Below are 21005 nucleotides of genomic sequence, written 5' to 3'. Positions count from 1 at the left end.
TTTCACAGAAACGAACCATCTTGATACTTAAAAAAACAAAACAAACAACTATCAATCAATCACATCAAGCGAAAACAGACAAACGCAGTTCCCATCCACGCAAGTAAAAACGATAAAACAAAAGGGTGAACTAAAATTAAAATACTAAGACGAGTAACCTCTAATTTGTAACTTACAGTTTTGCATCAATCACAAAGAGAGCCTGATCTTTACCCCAAGATCGGGTTAGACCAGGCTCTTCTCATATAATTTGTTATAAACAGCCTTTTAGGAATAGCAACAGTTGCCTTCCACACTCTATCATCAAGATTGAGAGGAATTTCCCATGGCTACTTGATCAGCAAACAACTCAACATTCTTTGCATGACGAGCAATATAAGCTGCCGGGCCCCCGTCCGATGATTGCAACATCTCTGATATCACCCTGGTTTTACTACTTCCTGTAACCAGAAAAAACACAAAATGCGCATTAAGAATTTGAATGCCAGTCATACAGATACGTTTCTGATTGGTAATAGGTGCTGTACTAACGACATAAGGCACCGAGGCATGAAGTAAATCCTCTTGCCCAGGGAAGATAGAAGAAGTGTGTCCGTCGGACCCAGCTCCTAATAAAATAATGTCAAATACCGGCCACCCTTCTTCTAGGGGCAAACGAGAGCGAAGTAAATTCGAGTATCGCTCAGCCTCACTTTCAGGATCATTCTCTCCATGAATACGGTGTACATTATCTGGAGGAATAGGTACCGTATATAGGAGCATCGAATTCATTAAGCCATAATTACTCTCAGAGTCGGTCGGTTTCACACAACGTTCATCGACCCAATACAAATTCAAACGTTCCCAAGGTGTAGAACGTTTATACTCATTTGCCCACAAGTCGAACATCAAAGCCGGAGTGCTCCCCCCGCTCACTGCCACATTAAAGACCTTATTCGGCGATTCCTTCATTAATGTCAATATACGTAATATTAAAGCCCTAGCCGTCGCTATCGACGTAGGGAAAACCGACAATTTCATAACTCACAATATTTATCAGTATTAATTAGATTCTTACATGGATTGGTCCATTCCGCTCCATGTTCACGCATCATCGCCTCACTCTCGAGAGGTCCCCATGTTCCTGCCGGATATCCATAAAGTGGAGCATCGGCATGTTGATCCCAATAATTCAGTAGCGGATCGAAAAAGCGCCAAGAAGCTTCTACCGCATCACTCCGAGTAAACAAGGTCGCATCTCCCTGAATACAATCGTCAATGAGCCTAGAATAGGCATCTCCGCCAGAAAGTCCTCCCAATTGATCATAACTAAAGTCCATCGTAACAGGCTGTATATCAAAACCTGTTCCCGGCGTTTTCATTCCTAATTTAAGGACGACCCCCTCATTCGGTTGTATGCGCAAAATTAACTTATTACCATCAGGACATTTTCCCTCCTTACAACCAAACATCAAATGAGGTGTTTTGCGAAAATGAATCACAATCTCAGTAACCTTTGTTGGCATCTGCTTACCGGTACGGATGTAGAATGGCACCCCACTCCAACGCCAATTGCTGATCCCCAACTTCAAGGCCACATAAGTCTCCGTTCTAGAATCAACAGGAATTCCTTTTTCCTCACGATACCCTTGCTTATCGCCCGAATCTAAATATTGCCCCCGTACCACATGTTCCTCAAAATCCACTTCAGTCAGTGGTGTCAAAGACTCGTAAACTTTCACCACCTCATTACGAAAATGATCTGCATTGAACGTTCCCGGAGGCTCCATAGCCGTCAGCGCCACCAACTGAATGAGGTGGTTCTGTACCATATCGCGCAATGCTCCCGTCGAATCATAAAATCCACCTCGTTGTTCGATACCTAGATTCTCAACGGCGGTGATTTCAACATAATCGATATAATTTCTATTCCACAGTGGCTCGAAAATACCATTAGCAAAACGAAAAGCTAAAATATTTTGAGCGGTTTCCTTTCCCAAAAAATGATCAATACGATAGATCTGATGTTCCTCGAACACCGACTTGTAAACGGCATTCAGCTCTTGCGCTGAAGCCAGATCATATCCGAATGGTTTCTCGACAATTATACGCGATTGTTTTGTGTTCAGTCCCGCACTCTTCAGATGTTTCGGAACCACGCCATACAACAATGGAGGAGTCGCTAAATAAAATAAGAAGTTAGCAGTCTGTTCTTTACCCGATAATTCGTTGATCCTATTTTTTAATCCCTTATAGGCTTCCTCATCGGTCGGATCCATTGAATAATAAAACAAATGAGACATCAGCTCATTCATCTGAGCCACATCCTGTTCTTCCAATTTCACAAACATCTTTAATTGATGCAAGATATAAGCACGGTACTCTTCGTCAGTATAGACGGTACGACCGGCACCAACAATTGCAAAATCTCGAGGAAGCCGATTAGCTTTATAAAGCGAGAACAGGGCCGGCATGAGTTTGCGTTTAGTCAAATCGCCAGATGCTCCAAAGATCACCATAGTAAACTTATCCATGTCGCCTCCTTATCTATACATTATAATTACCCGATTTCGTTTCCCCTCCGTGTCCGGTCCAATTCTCGTGAAAGAATTCCCCACGAGGCGAATCCCTCTTCTCAAACAAATGCGCACCAAAGTAATCACGTTGAGCTTGTATCATATTAGCCGGCAGATCGGCAGAAGTCAATGAATTAAAGTAGTTCAATGCAGAAGAAAAAGCCGGGATCGATAGTTCAGCTTCCATCGCCTCGATGACTAAGTACTTCCATCCTTTATATAAACGTTTCATTTCATCCTTAAAGTAAGGTGCAAGAAGTAAATGTTTCGGTTGATCTTGTTCGAAAGCTTGAGCAATATCATTTAGGAAGCGACTTCTAATGATGCAACCTCCACGCCACATTCGCGCAATAGACGACAAATTAAGATTCCATCCAAACGATTCGGACGCCGCAGACAAAACAGCAAATCCTTGAGCATAAGAGACCAGCTTAGAAGCATATAGCGCATCATGTAAATCATTAATTAATTCTTTCTTACCGAATAAAGGCTGAAAAGACTCTACAGCATACGCTTTAGAAGCCTCATCACGCATTTCCTTTTGAGCCGATAAGCTGCGTTCAAACACTGCAGAAGCAATAAGTCCTAAAGGCATACCCAGATCCATCGCATTCACAACCGACCATTTTCCGGTGCCTTTCTGTCCGGCGGCATCCAAAATCTGATCAATCAAATAAGCCCCGTCTCCATCTTTATGACGTAAGATTTCGGCTGTAATTTCAATTAAATAACTTTGCAATTTCCCTTTATTCCACTCCGTGAAAACATCCGCCATCTCCTCATTAGAAAGGTGAAGCATCCGCTTCATGACCCAATACGCTTCAGCGATGAGTTGCATATCGCCATATTCGATGCCATTGTGAATCATCTTCACAAAATGTCCGGCACCTTTAGGGCCAACCCAATCGCAACAGACCGCACCATCTTCAGCTTTTGCCGCAATACTTTGAAGGATCGGTTTCACTAAAGGCCATGCTGTCGAAGAACCGCCAGGCATCACAGAAGCCCCATTTAAAGCCCCTTCTTCCCCACCAGACACACCCGAACCAATAAAATAGAATCCTTTAGATTCAGCCAATTGCACTCGACGATTGGTATCTTCAAAGTTAGAGTTACCACCATCAATTAAGACATCACCCGGCGATAACAAAGGGAACAATTGTTCCATCAACTCATCGACCGGGCTACCGGCGCGAACCATCATCATGATTCTTCTCGGCATGGAAATAGAATCCACAAATTCTTTTAAGTCGGTAAACCCCTCGAAACGTTTATTTTTTCCTCGACCATCGATAAATCGTTGCACGACCTGCCTCTCACTTGTTGGGTTCACACGGTTGTAAACTGAAACAGCCCACCCCTTACTTTCCATATTTAAAGCTAAATTTTCGCCCATCACGGCAAGGCCGATTAGTCCTATATCTGTTTTCTTTAAGCTCATATATCCAATCTTTTTAATTACTAATAACTTATTATGCTATAACGTATCGGGTGGGGATTTGTTCGTTATAAGGAAACAAGCCTATAGTGGCAACTCCTTTCGATCCAACGACATTACAACTTCATCAGAGTTCCAAAGTCGAAGTCATAAAACAAGAAAGCCTCTAACGTAAAATAAGTAAAACTTATTGCAGATGCTGGAATAATTTACGACATTTGCACCTTAATAAAGATTTTCAAAACAAATTCAGGATAATGAAAACAGCTCTAATATCGGGCATTACAGGTCAAGATGGCTCGTACCTTGCCGAATTTCTCCTACAGAAAGGCTATGAAGTACATGGTATATTAAGACGTTCATCGTCGTTCAATACCGGTCGTATCGAACATATGTACTTCGATGAGTGGGTACGCGACATGAAGCAAAAACGCACCATAAACCTACATTATGGCGACATGACCGACTCTAGTTCGTTAATACGTATCATTCAACAAGTCCGTCCGGACGAAATCTATAATTTGGCGGCTCAAAGTCACGTTAAAGTTTCTTTCGATGTTCCCGAATACACCGCAGAGACAGATGCAGTGGGGACGCTACGCATGCTCGAAGCTGTGCGTATCTTAGGCATGGAACATAAAACACGTATTTACCAAGCTTCCACCTCGGAACTTTACGGTAAGGTACAAGAAGTTCCACAAAAAGAGACCACTCCATTCTACCCACGCAGCCCGTACGGCGTTGCCAAACAATATGGTTTCTGGATTACCAAGAACTATCGTGAAAGCTACGGCATGTTTGCCGTGAATGGCATCTTGTTTAATCACGAGAGTGAACGACGAGGCGAAACCTTTGTGACCAGAAAGATTACCCTGGCCGCTGCGCGTATCGCCCAAGGCGAACAAGACAAGCTTTATTTAGGTAACCTCGACGCTCGTCGCGACTGGGGATATGCCAAAGACTATATTGAATGTATGTGGCTGATGCTTCAACATCACACCCCTGAAGACTTTGTAATCGCTACGGGTGAGATGCATACCGTTCGCGAATTTGCATCTTTGGCCTTTAAAGAAGCAGGGATCAACTTACAATGGCAAGGAGAAGGCGTTAACGAACAAGGAATCGACTCTGCTACCGGTAGAGTTCTTGTAGAAGTCGATCCGAAATATTTCCGTCCGGCAGAAGTTGAGCAACTCCTTGGTGATCCGACAAAAGCCAAAACCCTTCTAGGTTGGAATCCTCGCAAGACCTCATTTGAAGAGCTTGTCAAAATCATGACAAAGCACGATATGGAAAAGGTCAAACGTATGATTGCCAATAAACACTAACACGCAGCATGGAAAAAAATGCAAAAATATATGTGGCCGGTCATCGTGGATTGGTAGGATCGGCCATTTGGAAAAATCTAGAATCCAAAGGATATACCAATCTAATCGGACGCACACACCATGAATTAGATCTGCTCGACAGCGTCGCAGTCCGAACATTCTTTGATGAAGAGCAGCCCGAATATGTCTTTCTGGCTGCAGCTTTTGTTGGCGGTATCATGGCCAATAGCATTTATCGTGCTGATTTCATCTATAAGAATCTACAGATTCAGCAAAACGTCATTGGCGAGAGCTTCCGCCATCACGTGAAGAAGCTCCTCTTTTTAGGAAGCACTTGCATCTATCCGCGTAATGCCAGTCAGCCAATGTCTGAAGAAGTCTTGCTGACAGCTCCTCTGGAATACACCAACGAGCCTTATGCCTTGGCAAAGATTGCCGGATTAAAGCTTTGTGAAAGTTTCAACCTACAATATGGCACCAACTATATTGCTGTAATGCCGACCAACCTCTATGGTCCAAACGATAATTTCGATTTGGAGCGGAGCCATGTCCTCCCGGCTATGATACGCAAGATCCTTCTAGCCAAACACCTAAAAGAAGGAAATTGGGCCGCTATTCGTGCCGATTTGAATCGTCGTCCGATCGAGAAAATCGACGGTTGTGCCTCCATTGACGAAATAGAGAGCATGCTCTTGAAATACGGCATACAGCCATCCGGCCTTACACTTTGGGGTACAGGCACTCCTTTACGAGAATTTCTTTGGAGTGAAGAAATGGCCGACGCCAGTGTCTTTGTGATGGAAAAAGTCAATTTCAATGACACCTATGCCACAGGCGAAAAGGAAATCAGAAACTGCCACATCAATATTGGTACCGGGAAAGAGATTTCGATTAAAGCATTGGCCGAACTCATCATAAAGACAGTGGGTTACGACGGCACATTAAGCTTTGACTCGACTAAACCGGACGGCACAATGCGTAAGTTGACAGACCCTTCGAAACTCCATTCTTTGGGGTGGCATCATCAGATCGAGATCGAAGAAGGAGTTGCCCGAATGTACGAGTGGTACTGCGAGGACCTGGAAATGAATCTATAAAAAGTATTGATTTTTTTAATTTAATAATTATATTTGCACATTTTAAAACCAAATGTGCATAAAAGACGATGGAACAAAGTTTTATAGCTTACATTGAAAATAGTATCAAGACTAATTGGGATTTAGATGCCCTAACCGATTATAAAGGGGCTACCCTTCAGTACAAAGATGTTGCTCGTAAAATCGAGAAACTTCATATTATTTTCGAAGAAAGCGGTATCCGTAAAGGAGACAAAATTGCAGTCTGCGGTAGAAACAGTTCGCATTGGGGAGTTACCTTTTTAGCTACGCTGACTTATGGTGCAGTCATTGTCCCCATCCTACATGAATTTAAAGCTGACAACGTTCACCATATTGTTAATCATTCTGAAGCCAAGCTCCTTTTTGTAGGTGATATGATTTGGGAAAATTTAAATGAATCGGCCATGCCTTTATTAGAAGGTATCTTATTAATGACCGACTTCAGTGTATTGGTTTCCCGCAGTGAATCACTGACTCACGCACGCGAACATCTGAACGAAATGTTTGGTAAGAAATATCCAAAGAACTTCCGTCAGGAACATATCTCTTATCACAAAGACCAACCGGAAGAACTTGCAGTGATCAATTATACATCAGGAACAACCAGCTATTCAAAAGGAGTTATGCTCCCCTATCGCAGCTTATGGTCGAACACGACATTTGCGTATGAAGTGCTCACGCTAAAGCCTGGCGATAAGATTGTATCGATGTTGCCTATGGCACACATGTACGGATTGGCTTTTGAGTTCTTATACGAATTTTCAGTGGGTTGTCAGATCTATTTCCTAACCCGCATGCCAAGTCCGAAAATTATCTTCCAAGCCTTTGCTGAGGTTAAACCAAATTTGATCGTTGCCGTGCCGCTGATCATTGAGAAAATTATTAAGAAAAGCGTTCTTCCGAAATTGGAAACCTTGAAGATGAAATTACTCATGAAGGTGCCTATCATCAACGATAAGATTAAAGCAACCGTACGCGAAGAGATGGTCAAAGGCTTCGGAGGTAACTTCGTTGAAGTGATTGTCGGCGGAGCAGCATTTAACCAAGAAGTGGAACAATTCCTTCGTACTATAGAATTCCCTTATACAGTTGGCTATGGCATGACCGAATGTGGCCCGATTATCTGTTATGAAGATTGGGCAACGTTCAAACCAGGTTCTTGCGGAAAAGCAGCTCCTCGTATGGAGGTTAAGATCTTATCTCCCGATCCGGAGAATGTAGTCGGAGAAATTGTATGTAGAGGTCCGAACATGATGTTAGGCTATTACAAAAACGAAGAAGCCACTCGTCAGGTTATCGATGCCGATGGTTGGTTACATACCGGCGACTTGGGTCTGATCGATGCTGAAGGCCATGTCACCATCAAAGGAAGAAGTAAGAATATGCTTCTTAGTGCCAGCGGTCAGAACATCTATCCGGAAGAGATCGAAGATAAATTAAATAACCTGCCTTATGTGGCCGAAAGCATTATCGTTCAGCAAAACGAGAAACTCGTTGGTTTAGTTTATCCCGACTTTGACGAAGCTTTTGCAAACGGCTTGAAAAATGAAGATATGGAAAGAGTCATGGAAGAAAATCGTGTCACGCTTAACGGCATGCTTCCGGCTTACAGTCAGATCTCGAAGATGAAAATTTATCCCGAAGAGTTTGAAAAGACACCGAAGAAGAGCATCAAACGATTCTTATATCAAGAAGCTAAAGGATGATCAACGATAAAAATATGAATATAAAACGTAACCTTTTAATGGCAGCCTTTATTTTGGCTGCCGTTAATTTATCGGCTCAGAACAAATCGGCCGGTATCAATCTATCTCTCTGGAAAAACATTTCCACCCAACCGTACGATAGTCTACAAACCACCTATTTCAACCTCGGTCTTCAATCGAAGATGAATAGAATGAACGGTTTAAGTGTCAACATTCTGCCAAGTATAGTCATGGATAATTTGAACGGCGTACAGATCTCCGGCATAGCAAACGTGGTCGGAAAATCGATGAATGGTATACAAGTTGCCGGCATATCCAACCTTGTAGGAGAATCAATGAGTGGCATACAACTCAGTGGACTAACGAACATTACCGGGAATAATTCAAACGGTGGAATGATCGCCGGTTTAATCAATATTGCCGGGAACAATCTAAATGGAGCAGCAGTCAGTGGATTAATCAACATCGCCGGAGATAACCTCAATGGTGCAGCAGTAGGCGGACTCATCAATATTGCCGGCGACCAAAGTAAAGGAGTCTTCTTATCCGGCCTTTGCAATATCGTAGGAGACCATAGCAACGGAATAAAAGTCTCGGGGCTAACAAACATTTCCGGGGATTCATCGAACGGAATTGATCTGTCCGGACTAGGTAATATTGTGGGCGACTCCTATTCCGGAGTAATGGGTTCAGGATTATTCAACCTAACCGGAGGCAACATGACTGGCATACAGCTATCAGCCATAAGCAACTTTGTCGGTGGCAATCTCCGCGGCATGCAAGTTGGTCTATTCAACTATGTGCTTAAAGAAGCTAACGGTTTACAGATCGGGCTCGTAAACTACTACAAGAACGACATGAAAGGCTTTCAGATCGGCTTGGTCAATGCCAACCCAGATACTCGCGTGCAACTCATGATGTTTGGCGGTAACCGTACCAAGACCAATATCGCGGCCCGATTCAAAAATGAATTGTTCTATACCATCTTAGGTGGAGGTACGCATTATTTGGATTTCAGCGACAAGTTTTCAGCAACAGCATTCTACAGAGCCGGCATCGCCTTACCACTCTATAAGAATCTTTCAATTAGCGGTGACCTCGGTTATCAGCATATCGAAATGCTAGACAACAAGAGTGAAACAATCCCAGCAAGACTGTATGCTCTTCAAGCTCGTCTGAATCTTGAATATAGCATCAGTAAAAAACTATCTGTTTTTGTGACGGGTGGATATGGCGGCAGTCGTTACTATAACAAATCGCGCACTTACGATAAGGGAGTGATTGCTGAGGCCGGAATCGTCTTGTTCTAACATGAATAATTCTTGAATCAACAACCTCAGAATAAATAATAGAAAAGTTAAGGCTGAACTCATTAAGAGTTCAGCCTTAACTTTTAATGATTAGGTCTTTCTTCCGCAATTAAAGTTCATTCAACCATTAGAACGTTATAGATAGTAGGGATAGTAGAGCTTCATTAGTCAACAAAAGTTCTGCTACCCTTAAATCTTTTCCTTGATAAAACCAAGGCGATAGGCCACCAACAGCTTCTTCAAATCAGCAATCTGAGCAATAAGTTCTTTCCCTTTATCCGTATCCTTCACCATCATACGTTGAGAGTTAAACTCGATAACGAACGTCGTCGACTTAATATCCTGTCCCTCTTCAATAGCCTTCTGACGCGATTGGAATGGCTCATGCTGAACCAACTGCAAACCGTGTGAATGGTACACCAACGTATAACCGGCAATACCGGTCTCCGGTTGATAAGCCTTAGAAAATCCTCCGTCAATCACCAACAGTTTACCATTGGCTTTCATCGGCTGTTCACCTTTAATCGTCTTCACAGGAACATGTCCGTTAATGACATGCGTATGCAAACCAATAACACCGAACTCCTCTAAAATTCGACTACAAGTCTCTTCTTTATCTCTTAGGTTATAATAATGTCCTTTCTTCTCTTTATGCGTTTCCTTCTCAGCAATAAAGTAACGTTCGAAGGTCGCCATCTTATCTTTATCGAACGATGGAGAATCAGCACCACACCACAAATACCATAAGTAATCCAAGGCAAAAGCGTGATTTTCCTCATCTTCCTCTTCGTCGAAGTAAGCATTACGGATCAATTGATCAATCTTATCGAGCAACTTGCGGCCGGAATATTCTTTACCACGAATCATAATCTTCTTAAACGAACCGTCGGCATTCAACGGTACCGATGCATGATAGAGCAGATTAGAGTTACACACCAAATACATTCCTCCATAAGTGAACATACAGCGCATATGCTTCTTGAGCTTTTCGCTATTCATGAACGAACTATGAATCTTGTCAACAAGTTCCTGTTCCTCATCCGTCAACCGATAAGGATCTTTCGGATCAATGGTCGGGAAGTTACAGTCGCGCATCTCATATTCCTTATCGCCACACACAAACACCCCACGTTTATAATCAATCTTCTCCAACAAATTACGGTTTTGCATATTAAACTCTTTCCGCCGGGAGATGATCTGCGATTCCAACTTAAACTGGATGATCGAAATGGCTTTATGCATTTGAGTGATCAGACGCAACGTCTTTTCATTATAATCGGTATCGGCAAACGACGTCTTAGGTGCAAACACCGTGCAAGGATCGTCACCGTAAATTTCCATGGCAAAAGTCGCTAAAGGCAAGAGATTAATTCCGTAACCATCTTCCAACGTGGTCAAGTTGGCATAACGCAACGACATACGAATCACATTGGCAATACAGCTATCGTTACCCGACGCCGCACCAATCCAAAGAATATCGTGATTTCCCCATTGGATATCGAAATTATGATAGCGACAAAGAGTATCCATAATGATATGAGCTCCCGGTCCGCGGTCGTAGATATCCCCCACAATGTGTAAAGAATCAATCGTCAGTCGCTGGATGAGGTTACACATCGCGATGATAAAATCATCGGCGCGACGAGTCGTAATCATCGTACTGATAATCACATTGATATAAGCATGTTTATTGGGTTCGACCGACGATTCATGCAAAAGTTCTTGAATAATATAGGAGAATTCCGTCGGCAAAGACTTGCGTACTTTCGAGCGGGTGTATTTCGACGATACATTCTGACAAACCCTTACCAATTGATTCAGAGTGGTGATATACCAATCTTCCATGTCCCTCTCGGAAGCTTTAACCAATTGTAATTTCTCCTCCGGATAGTAAATCAGCGTACAAATTTCTTTTTTTTCCGCTTCACGCAACGTATTGCCGAAAATCTCGTTCACTTTGCGTTTTACTGCTCCCGAAGCATTCTTCAACACATGCTGAAACGCTTCATATTCGCCATGGATGTCGGTCAGGAAATGTTCGGTACCTTTAGGCAAATTTAAGATCGCTTCGAGATTGATAATTTCTGTACTTGCTGCTGCAATAGTCGGGAAACTTCTCGAAAGCAACTGTAAATAACGTAAGTCGCCGGCGATAGTTTCCGGATTAATCGTATTCAAAGCATTCATAATAAGACCTGTAATATAAATTAATTTTATTAAGTTAATGCACTATAATAAAAACATCAATAAGATCTGTGCGATAATCACTCTTAAGAACATACACAACGGATAGACTGTTGCGTAAGCCACCGAAGGGTTATCTCCCGGAATCGTATCATTGGCGTAGCTCAATGCCATCGGATTAGCCATACCCCCGCATAGCATCCCCGAAACCGAACCGAAATCGACCTTAAACCATTTTAAAGCAACAATACCGATAATCAGTGTCGGTATCACTGTCAGCCCAAAACCTATCCCAACCCACATTAATCCTTCGGGACGGAAGACGGTTTCAAAGAAATGCTTTCCGGCATCAAGTCCCAAACAAGCCAGATACATCGCCAGTCCCAAAGCACGAAGCATTAGGTTAGCACTAAGTGTTGTATAGGTTACCATATGAATGCGAGGACCAAAAGTACCCAGCAGCAAGCCCACAATAATCGGACCGCCGGCCAAACCAAGCTGGACAGGCACACTTACCCCCGGAACAGTAAACGGTATAGCTCCCAGAGCTAATCCCAAGACCATACCGATAAAGATCACGACTAAGTTCGGCTCATTAAGATTCTTCACCGCATTGCCGAGAACTTTCTCGACATTATGAATTGCCGCCGCTTCACCGACTACCGTCAAACGGTCACCCAACTGGAGAACTAACTCCGGAGTAGCCAATAGCTGGACCCCCGAGCGGTAAACCCGGCTAATATTAATTCCATATAGATTACGCAAGCGCAACGATCCCAACTTTTTGCCGTTCAGCTCAGGACGAGTGATCACAATACGTTGTGAGATGAGCTGGCTATCGATGGCATTCCAATCAATATCTTCTTTGTTCCAATCGGCATTCTCTTGTTCACCGAACAAAATAGTTAAAGCCAACACATCCTTTTCGGAAGTCACGACCAAAAGGCGGTCGTGTTCTTTAAGCACTTTATCCGATGTCGGTATACTCACCGTGCCATCCCGCCACAAACGCGAAATCACAAACTTCGGATAACTCATATTTGCTGCATCTTTGATACTTTTATTGAAGATCGCCGGGTTATGGACTTGGAAAACGGCAATGTAAGGTTTGTTTGCGCTATCGGACTCTTCTTGTCCCAATTCTTCTTTGCGAACCAATAGCTTACGGATAACCAGTACAGCCAAGATCACCCCGATCACTCCTAAAGGATAAGTCACCGCACAACCTAATGCCGGTGAATTACTTTCCATACCAAGTTGTTTCAAAGTTTGCTGAGCAGCTCCCAACGCAGGAGTATTGGTGGTGGCTCCGCATAAGATCCCCACCATATTGGGCAAAGAAACCTCTGTTAGATAACTTCCGATCACGGCCATCACCGTTCCCAAAAGCACCAAAGCGATCGCCAGCATATTGAGTTTAACGCCTCCCTTTCTAAATGAGCTAAAGAATCCGGGGCCGACTTGTAACCCTAGCGAATAGACAAAAACAACCAAGCCGAAACTCTCGGCATAATTAAGCATTTGCGGATCGACTGAAAAGCCTAAGTGTCCGGCCAAAATACCCATGAAGAAGACAAATGTGACTCCTAAAGTAATGCCAAAAAACCGAATTTTACCTAACCCTAGTCCTATGGCACAAATCAGAGAAAGCACAACCACCGCTTGTAAAGCTGAGTGCTCAATAAAAAGATGATATAACCATTCCATGCGTTACTATGCTAATATGCCGCAAAGATATGAACTATTTACGCCCATACAAAACTTTTAAACACCATTTCATAAGACCTGTTTTATAAAATCTTATTTGACAAATAAATAACCTAAAAGATTATCGAACGATAACCCAATCTTACAGATAACAACAAAGCACACTAAATGTTTCACTGCCGCCTTATATTAATTAAGGTAATGATAGTTGATAGACTCAATCATTCTAAGGAGAGCTAAACATAAAAGAAAATAAAATCGGCTCATTAGCAATTGACTGATAGAAGATTATAAAATGGCCTCTTAAAATCACAAAAAAATATTGCAGAAAGATTTGCATACTCCAAAAGTTCATCCTATATTTGCACCGCGTTTGAGAGAAAGCGCAACAACAAGGAAGTTTGGGTGAGTGGCTGAAACCACCAGTTTGCTAAACTGACGTACGGGTAACCGTACCGGGGGTTCGAATCCCCCAGCTTCCGCGTCGTGTACAGTAAATATAAAGGAGCTAAGTTGAAAGACTTAGCTCTTTTAATTACATCTTTGGTGGATTCGTCTAACGGTTAGGACGCATGCCTCTCACGCATGTAATACGAGTTCGATTCTCGTATCCACTACAATCTGATTCACAACCGTTTACACCTAACATGTAAGCGGCTTTTTTTATAAATCAAATCCTCAATCCTTCCTTTATCCACACAACGAATTAGATAGGATAGCGTTTTAAAAAGTGTGTAAATCCCAATATTTCTTAGATTTGTATTGTAACCTAAAATGAAAGAGAAATGGAATTTACACAAGAACAAATGTCTGAAATTATTTCTTCACTTACAAATGGTAAAGAAGGATTTCAGGAATTAATCCGTTTAGGGATGGAATCCTTAATGAAATCAGAGCGTAAGATTTATAATTCTCAGACTGATGATGTGAGTAATGGCTATCGTGATCGTCGAGTATGTCATGGCGGTCAAATGTTTGAGATTCGCGTTCCTCGGAGTCGTGAGAGCAACTTTTATCCTGTTTTATTAGGGGTACTTAAAGATCAAGAAGCTGAAGTTCAGCGCTTAATTTGTAGTTTATACGCTCAAGGCTTGACCACCAAGCAAGTTGGTGATATCTCTGAGGAATTTTACGGTAAGCATTATAGTAAGAGTCAAGTAAGCCGGCTCCTTGATACGGCACGTGGAGATGTTTCTGCGTGGCTGAACCGTAGATTAGATGCACGTTATCCAATCGTTTATATTGATGCTACGTATGTTGCCACCAGGCGCAATGACTCGGTTTCAAATGAAGCATACTACGTAATATTAGGAGTAAAAGAAGATAGAACTCGTGAGGTCTTATCAATTGTGAATTTCCCAACCGAAAGTGCTTCCAACTGGCTTGATATATTCGATGATATAAAAGAAAGAGGAGTTAGTGAGATTAATTTATTTGTATGCGATGGCTTATCTAGTATTGAAAATTCTATCGCACATGCATTTCCTGGTGCAGATATCCAATTGTGCACGGTGCATTTAAAGAGGAATATATTGGGGAAAATTAAACCTCGAGATAAAAAAATAATTGCGGCTGAAATGCAGATAGTATTTAGGCCAGATCAAGATTTGGTCACCCCTGAAAGCTCACATAAACAATTCCTAGATTTTATAGATAAATGGGTGAAGAGTTACCCCATGCTTAAAAGGTATAAACATGAAAGGTACAAATTCTATTTCACTTATTTCAAATATGAGAGAGAAATAAGAGGTATGATATATACAACCAATTGGATTGAACGACTCAATAAGGATTTTAAAAGAGTGCTGAAAATGCGTGGCGCGATGCCAAACTATGATTCTGTGATATTATTGCTTGGCAATGTGGCTATGAATAAAGATGTATTTAAATATCCAATTTACAACTTTCTTGAATCAAAGCTTTTTATCAAAACAGAATAATTATATTTTTGAGAAATATTTATGCCTAAGAAATAAAACATACACACTTTTCTGAACATTACCAAACAGATTCGCCCGATAGCACTAAACTTGATCATCCTAATTAAAACAAGAATTAGTGTACAAAAAAAGCGGTCCATTGAACATTATTGGACTTAATCGACTTATACCTTAGGACATCATCTATCAAAACAGTTTCATCATTCGACAAAAGTGATAGATTCTGATTCCTTTTGAATTGATTTATATCAATTGTTTTACTATTTTTGCAGATCATAAAACCACAAATACATGGATACTCTTTTAAAACAGACCGTCGATACCGTGGTCAATTCCCGATTTCCGGAGATGAGCCTTGAAGGTCGTCGACTCATCGCACACTTCTTAATTAAGAAGGATTTTCATAAAGGAGAGATTGCCCTCAAAGAAGGCGACATTGCGCGTTCAATCATTTTTGTAGGAAAGGGAATGCTCAGACAATTCTATTATAAGAATAAAAAAGATGTCACCGAACACTTCTCATACGAAGGCTGCATCTTGATGTGTATCGAAAGCTTCTTGAAGCAAGAGCCTACCCGATTGATGGTGGAAGCTCTCGAACCGGCAACCGTTTTTCTATTACCTTTCGATATCCTCGAAACCTTAACGAAAGAGAACTGGGAAATTAACTTATTCTACCGAAAAGTTTTAGAATATTCACTTATTGTATCTCAACTCAAGGCGGATTCTTGGCGTTTCGAGACCGCTCGCGAACGATACAATATCTTATTTGAAACGCATCCGGAGGTGATCAAGCGTGCTCCGCTAGCACACATTGCATCGTACTTACTCATGACTCCGGAGACGTTAAGTCGCGTCCGTTCAGGCGTTCTGTAAAAAACTTAATAGTAGATTACAAAAGCGACGGAAGAAACACAGGCGACTAAACCCAAACAGAGAAAAATCGCTAAACCCGAACAGACAAAGATCTTTAAATAGACAGAGACGACAGATGGGCACACAACAGTTCTAAGAAGCGTGCATCGGTTGCATCGAACGTGTTGAGCTCATCACTATCAATGTCGAGCACTCCCCAAACTTCACCATCACGCAAAAGGGGAACAACAATCTCGGAGCGCGACAGCGAACTGCAAGCAATATGTCCCGGGAAAGCCTCAACATCGGGCACAACCAACGTTTGCTTTTCTGCCCATGCCGAGCCACAAACACCTCGTCCCTTACAAATGCGAGTACAAGCGATAGAGCCTTGAAAAGGACCTAATACTAATTCATCTTCCTTCACCAAATAGAATCCGACCCAAAAGAACTCGAAAACCGTCTTCAAAGCGGCCGAGACGTTAGAAAGGTTAGCAATAAGATCAGTTTCTCCTTCGGTTAGAGCTTTAATTTGGGGAAGCAAAGCCGCATAACATTCTTCTTTCGCACTCTCAACAAGAGTCAGTTGATCATCCATAATAGTCTTTTTATTTTAATCTTCAAATAATAATTTATAATCTCTTTGAGCAGCAGGTTTAGTCCACTCTTCGGGAATAAACCGCCATTGATTCAACGCTTTTGGGGTCAACACGCCTTGTTTTTCAATATAGCGCATCAGATAAAAGCGGAAATCCTTATCTGTTGCAAAAATCACCCGTTCCTTCAATCGTTCCTGCTTAATGCCTCCACCTTTAGTTAGCAGCTCTCCCCCACCATTAGCGCGATAAGAGTTTAAGGCCACCTTATAAATCTTATTTAAACTAAACGGACGACCATCGGCCATACTAATGATTGTGATCTTCTCTCCCTTCGGTTTAGTGACATCAACCGTATAACAGATCCCGGCAGCAGAATCGAAGTTAAAGCTAAAGTATTGCAATTTATAATCATCGTTCGAGCGTTTATTTTTCTTCTGACGAAACCACAACAGATGATCATCGGGCGAAGTCATTCTGTTTGTCCAATGGTAATAAGATTCTTCCAGAAAGCCCTTAATCTCCCGCCCGGATAAGGTCATCACATACAGCATATTCTCATATTGATAGAGTTTAAACATATCGCTGACCGATACATCACCACTCTTGATCTCCGTATCGAAAGAGAGCGGAGCAGCAAACGAAACATCAGCACCCGTAATATCCAACTGCAAAGCATGAATAAAATCGACAAAAGCAGAAGGACCGAAGTAAGCCGGGCGAATAGAAACGCTTTGAGTAAACCGTCCGATTTTCTTTGAGACAAACGCATTAATCGTGTCGAATGCGGTAGAGAACGTCGTCATAAAAGCCTTATTAGGAATGTAATCCGCCATCGAACGGAGTTGTCCGTCAACTCTCTTCTTGCAGACCCGACCCTCTTTCAATCGAACCGTCAGCTCAACCTCCGAAACCCAGTCTCCATTACTCCCCGGATCGATCACCAATACCGATTCGCCCATACTATTCACCACCTTTTTACACGCTTTCGTATGATCGTGTCCCATCAAGACCACATCAAAGCCGGGGACCGACCGTGCCACCTCGAGCGAAGCATTCTCATTATATTTTCCCGCCATACGCACCGCCTCTTGTCCCGCATGGAACAAGCCGACAACGATATCCGGCTGTTCTTTTTCTTTCAGCACCTTCATCCATCGTTCGGCCGTTTGCTTCATATCATCGAAACGCAACCCCTTCCATAGATCGGCCGGCAGCCAAGCCGGGATAGCCGGTGTGATCAGGCCCAACACCGCCACCTTCACTCCATCGCGTACAAAAATCCGGTAAGGCGGAAGCAACGGACGATCGGTCGCCACATCAATAATATTCGCCCCTAATATAGGAAAGTCGCATTGACGAACGAAACGTGCAAGCACCGAGCGACCGGTTTCCACATCGTGATTGCCAACATTCCCCGCATCATAACGCATCCGATTCATCATTTGAGCACAAAGATGAGGGGTTACCGTATCCATATAATTATAGTAATAGGCCGTAGGTTGACCTTGCAAAATATCACCATTATCAAAAAGCAACAAACGATCGCCATACGTCTGTCGCTGTTCGTCGACAAAAGTAGCCACGCGCGCCAAACTCCCTTTCCACGATTCATGTGTAATGAAGTTGTAAGGAAAGAAGTTACCATGCACATCACTCGTCTGAAGGATCTTTAGGCGCACCGTCTTTTCTTGTGCCTGCAATCCGATACAAAACCAACAAAATAATAGCCAACCGATATTTCGTTTCAATTGTTTCATCTCTAAAATAGTTTTTTCAGTACTCTTTTCTATAACAAGCGTTTACCTAAGGCTTAAACAAAACCTTATCTAACACTTAAACAAGACTTTTGTCTAACACTTAAACAAGACCTTTATCTAACGCTTAAACAAAAAGATAGTTCGGAATCGTTTATTCAGCTTTTAGTCGGCCGCCAGCCCCCAATCTTCTACGAATAGAGCCAAACGATTCGTCATTTTGAATGCGCAAATATAGTAAATATTGCCTGCTATAATAGATTTATGACTATTTTTGTAACTTAAAACATAAAAACAATGAACCTATTTTCTAAAATGATTTCCGATTTGCTCGGCATTTCGGAAAAACAGATAAAAAGTACCCTCCAACTCCTTGAAGAAGGGGCTACCATTCCGTTTATCAGCCGTTACCGCAAAGAGGCCACCGGCGGACTCGACGAAGTGCAGATTGAACAGATCAAAGAACAGAATGATAAGTTCTGCGAAACCGCGAAGCGCAAAGAGACCATATTAAACACCATCAACGAACAAGGCAAGCTCACCGACGACCTTCGTCAACGCATCGAGCAGAGTTGGAACCCCACCGAACTAGAGGACATCTACCTGCCCTACAAACCGAAGCGAAGAACCAGAGCCGAAGTGGCCCGTCAGAAAGGTCTCGAACCCTTGGCCACCCTCCTCCTACTCCAACGAGAAAATCAGCTACAAGCCAAAGCCACCGCTTTTGTCAAAGGAGAAGTCAAAGATGTGGAAGAGGCTCTAAAAGGCGCACGCGACATCATCGCCGAACAAGTCAACGAAGACGAACGTGCCCGAAACACCATACGTAACCGTTTCGAACGACAAGCCGTCATCAGTGCCAAGCTCGTTAAAGGCAAGGAAGAAGAGGCCGCCAAATATCGCGACTATTTCGATTTCTCCGAACCTCTCAGACGGAGCACCTCCCACCGCCTATTGGCCATCCGTCGCGCCGAAGCCGAAGGATTACTTAAAGTGTCGATCAGTCCCGACGACGACGAATGTCTGGAGCGACTCGAACGACAGTTTGTACGTAGTACCAACGCTTGTGGCGAACAGGTAGCCGAAGCCGTGCGCGATGCTTATAAGCGTCTTCTTAAACCCTCCATCGAAACAGAATTCGCCGGATTGTCGAAAGAGAAAGCCGACGAAGAAGCTATCCGCGTCTTCACCGAGAATCTCCGTCAGCTATTACTGGCTGCTCCCTTGGGACAAAAACGAGTATTGGGCATCGATCCGGGATTCCGCACCGGCTGCAAAGTGGTCTGTCTCGATGCACAAGGCAACCTGTTGCACAACGAAAACATCTATCCTCACCCGCCCGTGAGCAAACCCGGTGAAGCCGCTTCAAAACTTCGTAAGATGGTGGAAGCCTATCAGATTGAAGCCATCGCCATTGGCAACGGAACGGCGAGTCGCGAAACCGAAGCCTTCATCAGTCAGCAGAGCTTCGACCGACAGCTCAACGTCTTTGTGGTCAGCGAACAAGGGGCATCGATCTATTCCGCTTCAAAGATTGCCCGTGAAGAGTTTCCCGATTACGATGTCACCGTACGTGGTGCCGTTTCTATCGGTCGCCGTCTGATGGATCCGCTTGCCGAACTCGTGAAGATCGATCCGAAATCGATTGGCGTGGGACAGTATCAGCACGATGTCGACCAGACCAAGCTCAAGAAAGCGCTCGACCAGACGGTAGAAAACTGCGTGAATCAGGTAGGCGTCAACCTCAACACAGCAAGCAGTCACCTGCTGACTTATATTTCCGGTTTAGGGCCACAGCTGGCTCAGAATATCGTGAACCACCGAGCAGAAAACGGGCCGTTTGCCTCTCGTCGCGAACTACTCAAAGTGCCGCGTATGGGCGCAAAAGCATTCGAACAATGTGCCGGGTTCCTCCGTATCCCACAAGCCAAAAATTCGCTCGACCGCACAGCCGTACACCCTGAGAGCTATCATATTGTAGAACAGATGGCCAAGGATTTACATTGCACGGTTGCCGAACTGACTACCGACAAGAACTTACGTCAGCAGATCAAGATCGAAAATTACATCACGGCTACCGTGGGGCTTCCGACTCTACAAGATATCCTTCAAGAACTCGACAAGCCGGGACGTGATCCCCGTGCAGAGATCAAGGTCTTTGAGTTCGACCGCAACGTACGAACCATCGCCGACTTGCGTGAAGGCCAAATCCTCCCCGGCATTGTGGGAAACATTACCAACTTCGGCGCATTTGTCGACATTGGTATTAAAGAGAATGGATTGGTGCATCTCTCACAATTGGCCGATCGTTTTATCTCCGATCCAACCGAGGTGGTCTCTATTCATCAGCAAGTCATGGTGAAGGTGCTAAGCGTCGATACTGAACGTAAACGCATTCAGCTCACGATGGTAGGGGTTCCTCAAAGTTAATCTTAAAAAGCTTGCCCTCTTCTACACCAGAAGAAATAAAAGTTCAATCATCCCACACCTCCCACACTAAATTCCTCGAAA

14 protein-coding genes and 2 tRNA genes are annotated in these 21005 nt (G+C 43.2%); 9 read left to right on the top strand and 7 right to left on the bottom strand.

Translation table 11 applies throughout. The features are described 5' to 3' along the window. Positions 1-303 precede the first annotated feature (303 nt). Genes pgl through gnd form a run of 3 tightly spaced genes read right to left on the bottom strand, consistent with a single transcriptional unit; the run spans position 304 to position 3996 of the window. Positions 304-1020, bottom strand: a complete 717-nt coding sequence (gene pgl / locus AC4PG5_RS01280; RefSeq protein ID WP_492029690.1) for a 6-phosphogluconolactonase — start codon at positions 1018-1020, stop codon at positions 304-306. Further along, positions 1017-2513 (bottom strand): glucose-6-phosphate dehydrogenase, encoded by a 1497-nt coding sequence (zwf, locus tag AC4PG5_RS01275; RefSeq protein ID WP_492029689.1) that lies wholly within the window; start codon positions 2511-2513, stop codon positions 1017-1019. Before zwf ends, pgl begins: the two co-directional genes overlap by 4 nt. Before the next feature lie 13 nt (positions 2514-2526). Next, positions 2527-3996: a decarboxylating NADP(+)-dependent phosphogluconate dehydrogenase gene (gene gnd / locus AC4PG5_RS01270; RefSeq protein WP_492029688.1), complete on the bottom strand. Its 1470-nt coding sequence runs from the start codon at positions 3994-3996 to the stop codon at positions 2527-2529. A gap of 254 nt (positions 3997-4250) precedes the next feature. On the opposite strand from gnd, the gene gmd reads away from it, so the two are divergent. The 4 genes from gmd to AC4PG5_RS01250 all read left to right on the top strand — a co-directional run bounded on the left by gmd (position 4251) and on the right by AC4PG5_RS01250 (position 9455). Further along, a complete protein-coding gene (gene gmd, locus AC4PG5_RS01265; protein ID WP_492029687.1) occupies positions 4251-5321 on the top strand; it encodes a GDP-mannose 4,6-dehydratase in 1071 nt (356 codons plus the stop codon). Positions 5322-5329: 8 nt separating this feature from the next. Further along, positions 5330-6418, top strand: a complete 1089-nt coding sequence (locus AC4PG5_RS01260; RefSeq protein ID WP_492029686.1) for a GDP-L-fucose synthase family protein — start codon at positions 5330-5332, stop codon at positions 6416-6418. Positions 6419-6486: 68 nt separating this feature from the next. After that, on the top strand, positions 6487-8145 hold the full coding sequence (locus tag AC4PG5_RS01255; protein ID WP_492029685.1) for a long-chain fatty acid--CoA ligase: 1659 nt from the start codon (positions 6487-6489) through the stop codon (positions 8143-8145). Positions 8146-8159: 14 nt separating this feature from the next. Further along, positions 8160-9455, top strand: a complete 1296-nt coding sequence (locus AC4PG5_RS01250; RefSeq protein WP_492029684.1) for an LA_2272 family surface repeat-containing protein — start codon at positions 8160-8162, stop codon at positions 9453-9455. 189 nt (positions 9456-9644) lie between these two features. Here the strand turns inward: AC4PG5_RS01250 and AC4PG5_RS01245 are convergent, their stop codons facing one another. Next, entirely contained in the window at positions 9645-11642 is a 1998-nt protein-coding gene (locus tag AC4PG5_RS01245) for a fructose-1,6-bisphosphatase (RefSeq protein ID WP_492029683.1), read from the bottom strand. Positions 11643-11684: 42 nt separating this feature from the next. Then, positions 11685-13346, bottom strand: coding sequence for a putative transporter (locus AC4PG5_RS01240; protein ID WP_492029682.1), 1662 nt, complete (start codon positions 13344-13346; stop codon positions 11685-11687). 395 nt (positions 13347-13741) lie between these two features. Between AC4PG5_RS01240 and AC4PG5_RS01235 the strand changes: the two genes are divergently transcribed. From AC4PG5_RS01235 to AC4PG5_RS01220, 4 genes are all read left to right on the top strand, one after another. Beyond that, positions 13742-13828: transfer RNA gene (locus AC4PG5_RS01235), tRNA-Ser, on the top strand. A 63-nt stretch (positions 13829-13891) separates the two neighbouring features. Then, positions 13892-13963 (top strand) — tRNA-Glu (locus AC4PG5_RS01230). 168 nt (positions 13964-14131) lie between these two features. Beyond that, positions 14132-15286 carry an IS256 family transposase gene (locus AC4PG5_RS01225; protein WP_492028251.1) on the top strand — a complete coding sequence of 385 codons (1155 nt, stop codon included), beginning with the start codon at positions 14132-14134 and terminating at the stop codon, positions 15284-15286. Between the two features lie 291 nt (positions 15287-15577). Next, positions 15578-16162, top strand: coding sequence for a Crp/Fnr family transcriptional regulator (locus AC4PG5_RS01220; RefSeq protein ID WP_492029681.1), 585 nt, complete (start codon positions 15578-15580; stop codon positions 16160-16162). Between the two features lie 94 nt (positions 16163-16256). Here AC4PG5_RS01220 and AC4PG5_RS01215 read toward each other — a convergent pair whose 3' ends face one another. Beyond that, positions 16257-16739, bottom strand: a complete 483-nt coding sequence (locus AC4PG5_RS01215) for a GAF domain-containing protein (protein ID WP_492029680.1) — start codon at positions 16737-16739, stop codon at positions 16257-16259. A gap of 15 nt (positions 16740-16754) precedes the next feature. Next, entirely contained in the window at positions 16755-18497 is a 1743-nt protein-coding gene (locus AC4PG5_RS01210; protein WP_492029679.1) for a bifunctional metallophosphatase/5'-nucleotidase, read from the bottom strand. Positions 18498-18791: 294 nt separating this feature from the next. On the opposite strand from AC4PG5_RS01210, the gene AC4PG5_RS01205 reads away from it, so the two are divergent. Beyond that, entirely contained in the window at positions 18792-20924 is a 2133-nt protein-coding gene (locus AC4PG5_RS01205; RefSeq protein ID WP_492029678.1) for a Tex family protein, read from the top strand. The last annotated feature ends 81 nt before the right edge of the window (positions 20925-21005 follow it).

Source organism: Bacteroides sp. QWL-09, assembly GCF_058683585.1.
This window is presented reverse-complemented; position numbering and strand designations above follow the sequence as displayed.

Coding starts and splice junctions, on each gene's coding strand:
- pgl (WP_492029690.1), bottom strand. CDS start 1,020: ATGAAATTGTCGGTTTTCCCTACGTCGATAGCGACGGCTAGGGCTTTA.
- zwf (WP_492029689.1), bottom strand. CDS start 2,513: ATGGATAAGTTTACTATGGTGATCTTTGGAGCATCTGGCGATTTGACT.
- gnd (WP_492029688.1), bottom strand. CDS start 3,996: ATGAGCTTAAAGAAAACAGATATAGGACTAATCGGCCTTGCCGTGATG.
- gmd (WP_492029687.1), top strand. CDS start 4,251: ATGAAAACAGCTCTAATATCGGGCATTACAGGTCAAGATGGCTCGTAC.
- AC4PG5_RS01260 (WP_492029686.1), top strand. CDS start 5,330: ATGGAAAAAAATGCAAAAATATATGTGGCCGGTCATCGTGGATTGGTA.
- AC4PG5_RS01255 (WP_492029685.1), top strand. CDS start 6,487: ATGGAACAAAGTTTTATAGCTTACATTGAAAATAGTATCAAGACTAAT.
- AC4PG5_RS01250 (WP_492029684.1), top strand. CDS start 8,160: ATGAATATAAAACGTAACCTTTTAATGGCAGCCTTTATTTTGGCTGCC.
- AC4PG5_RS01245 (WP_492029683.1), bottom strand. CDS start 11,642: ATGAATGCTTTGAATACGATTAATCCGGAAACTATCGCCGGCGACTTA.
- AC4PG5_RS01240 (WP_492029682.1), bottom strand. CDS start 13,346: ATGGAATGGTTATATCATCTTTTTATTGAGCACTCAGCTTTACAAGCG.
- AC4PG5_RS01225 (WP_492028251.1), top strand. CDS start 14,132: ATGGAATTTACACAAGAACAAATGTCTGAAATTATTTCTTCACTTACA.
- AC4PG5_RS01220 (WP_492029681.1), top strand. CDS start 15,578: ATGGATACTCTTTTAAAACAGACCGTCGATACCGTGGTCAATTCCCGA.
- AC4PG5_RS01215 (WP_492029680.1), bottom strand. CDS start 16,739: ATGGATGATCAACTGACTCTTGTTGAGAGTGCGAAAGAAGAATGTTAT.
- AC4PG5_RS01210 (WP_492029679.1), bottom strand. CDS start 18,497: ATGAAACAATTGAAACGAAATATCGGTTGGCTATTATTTTGTTGGTTT.
- AC4PG5_RS01205 (WP_492029678.1), top strand. CDS start 18,792: ATGAACCTATTTTCTAAAATGATTTCCGATTTGCTCGGCATTTCGGAA.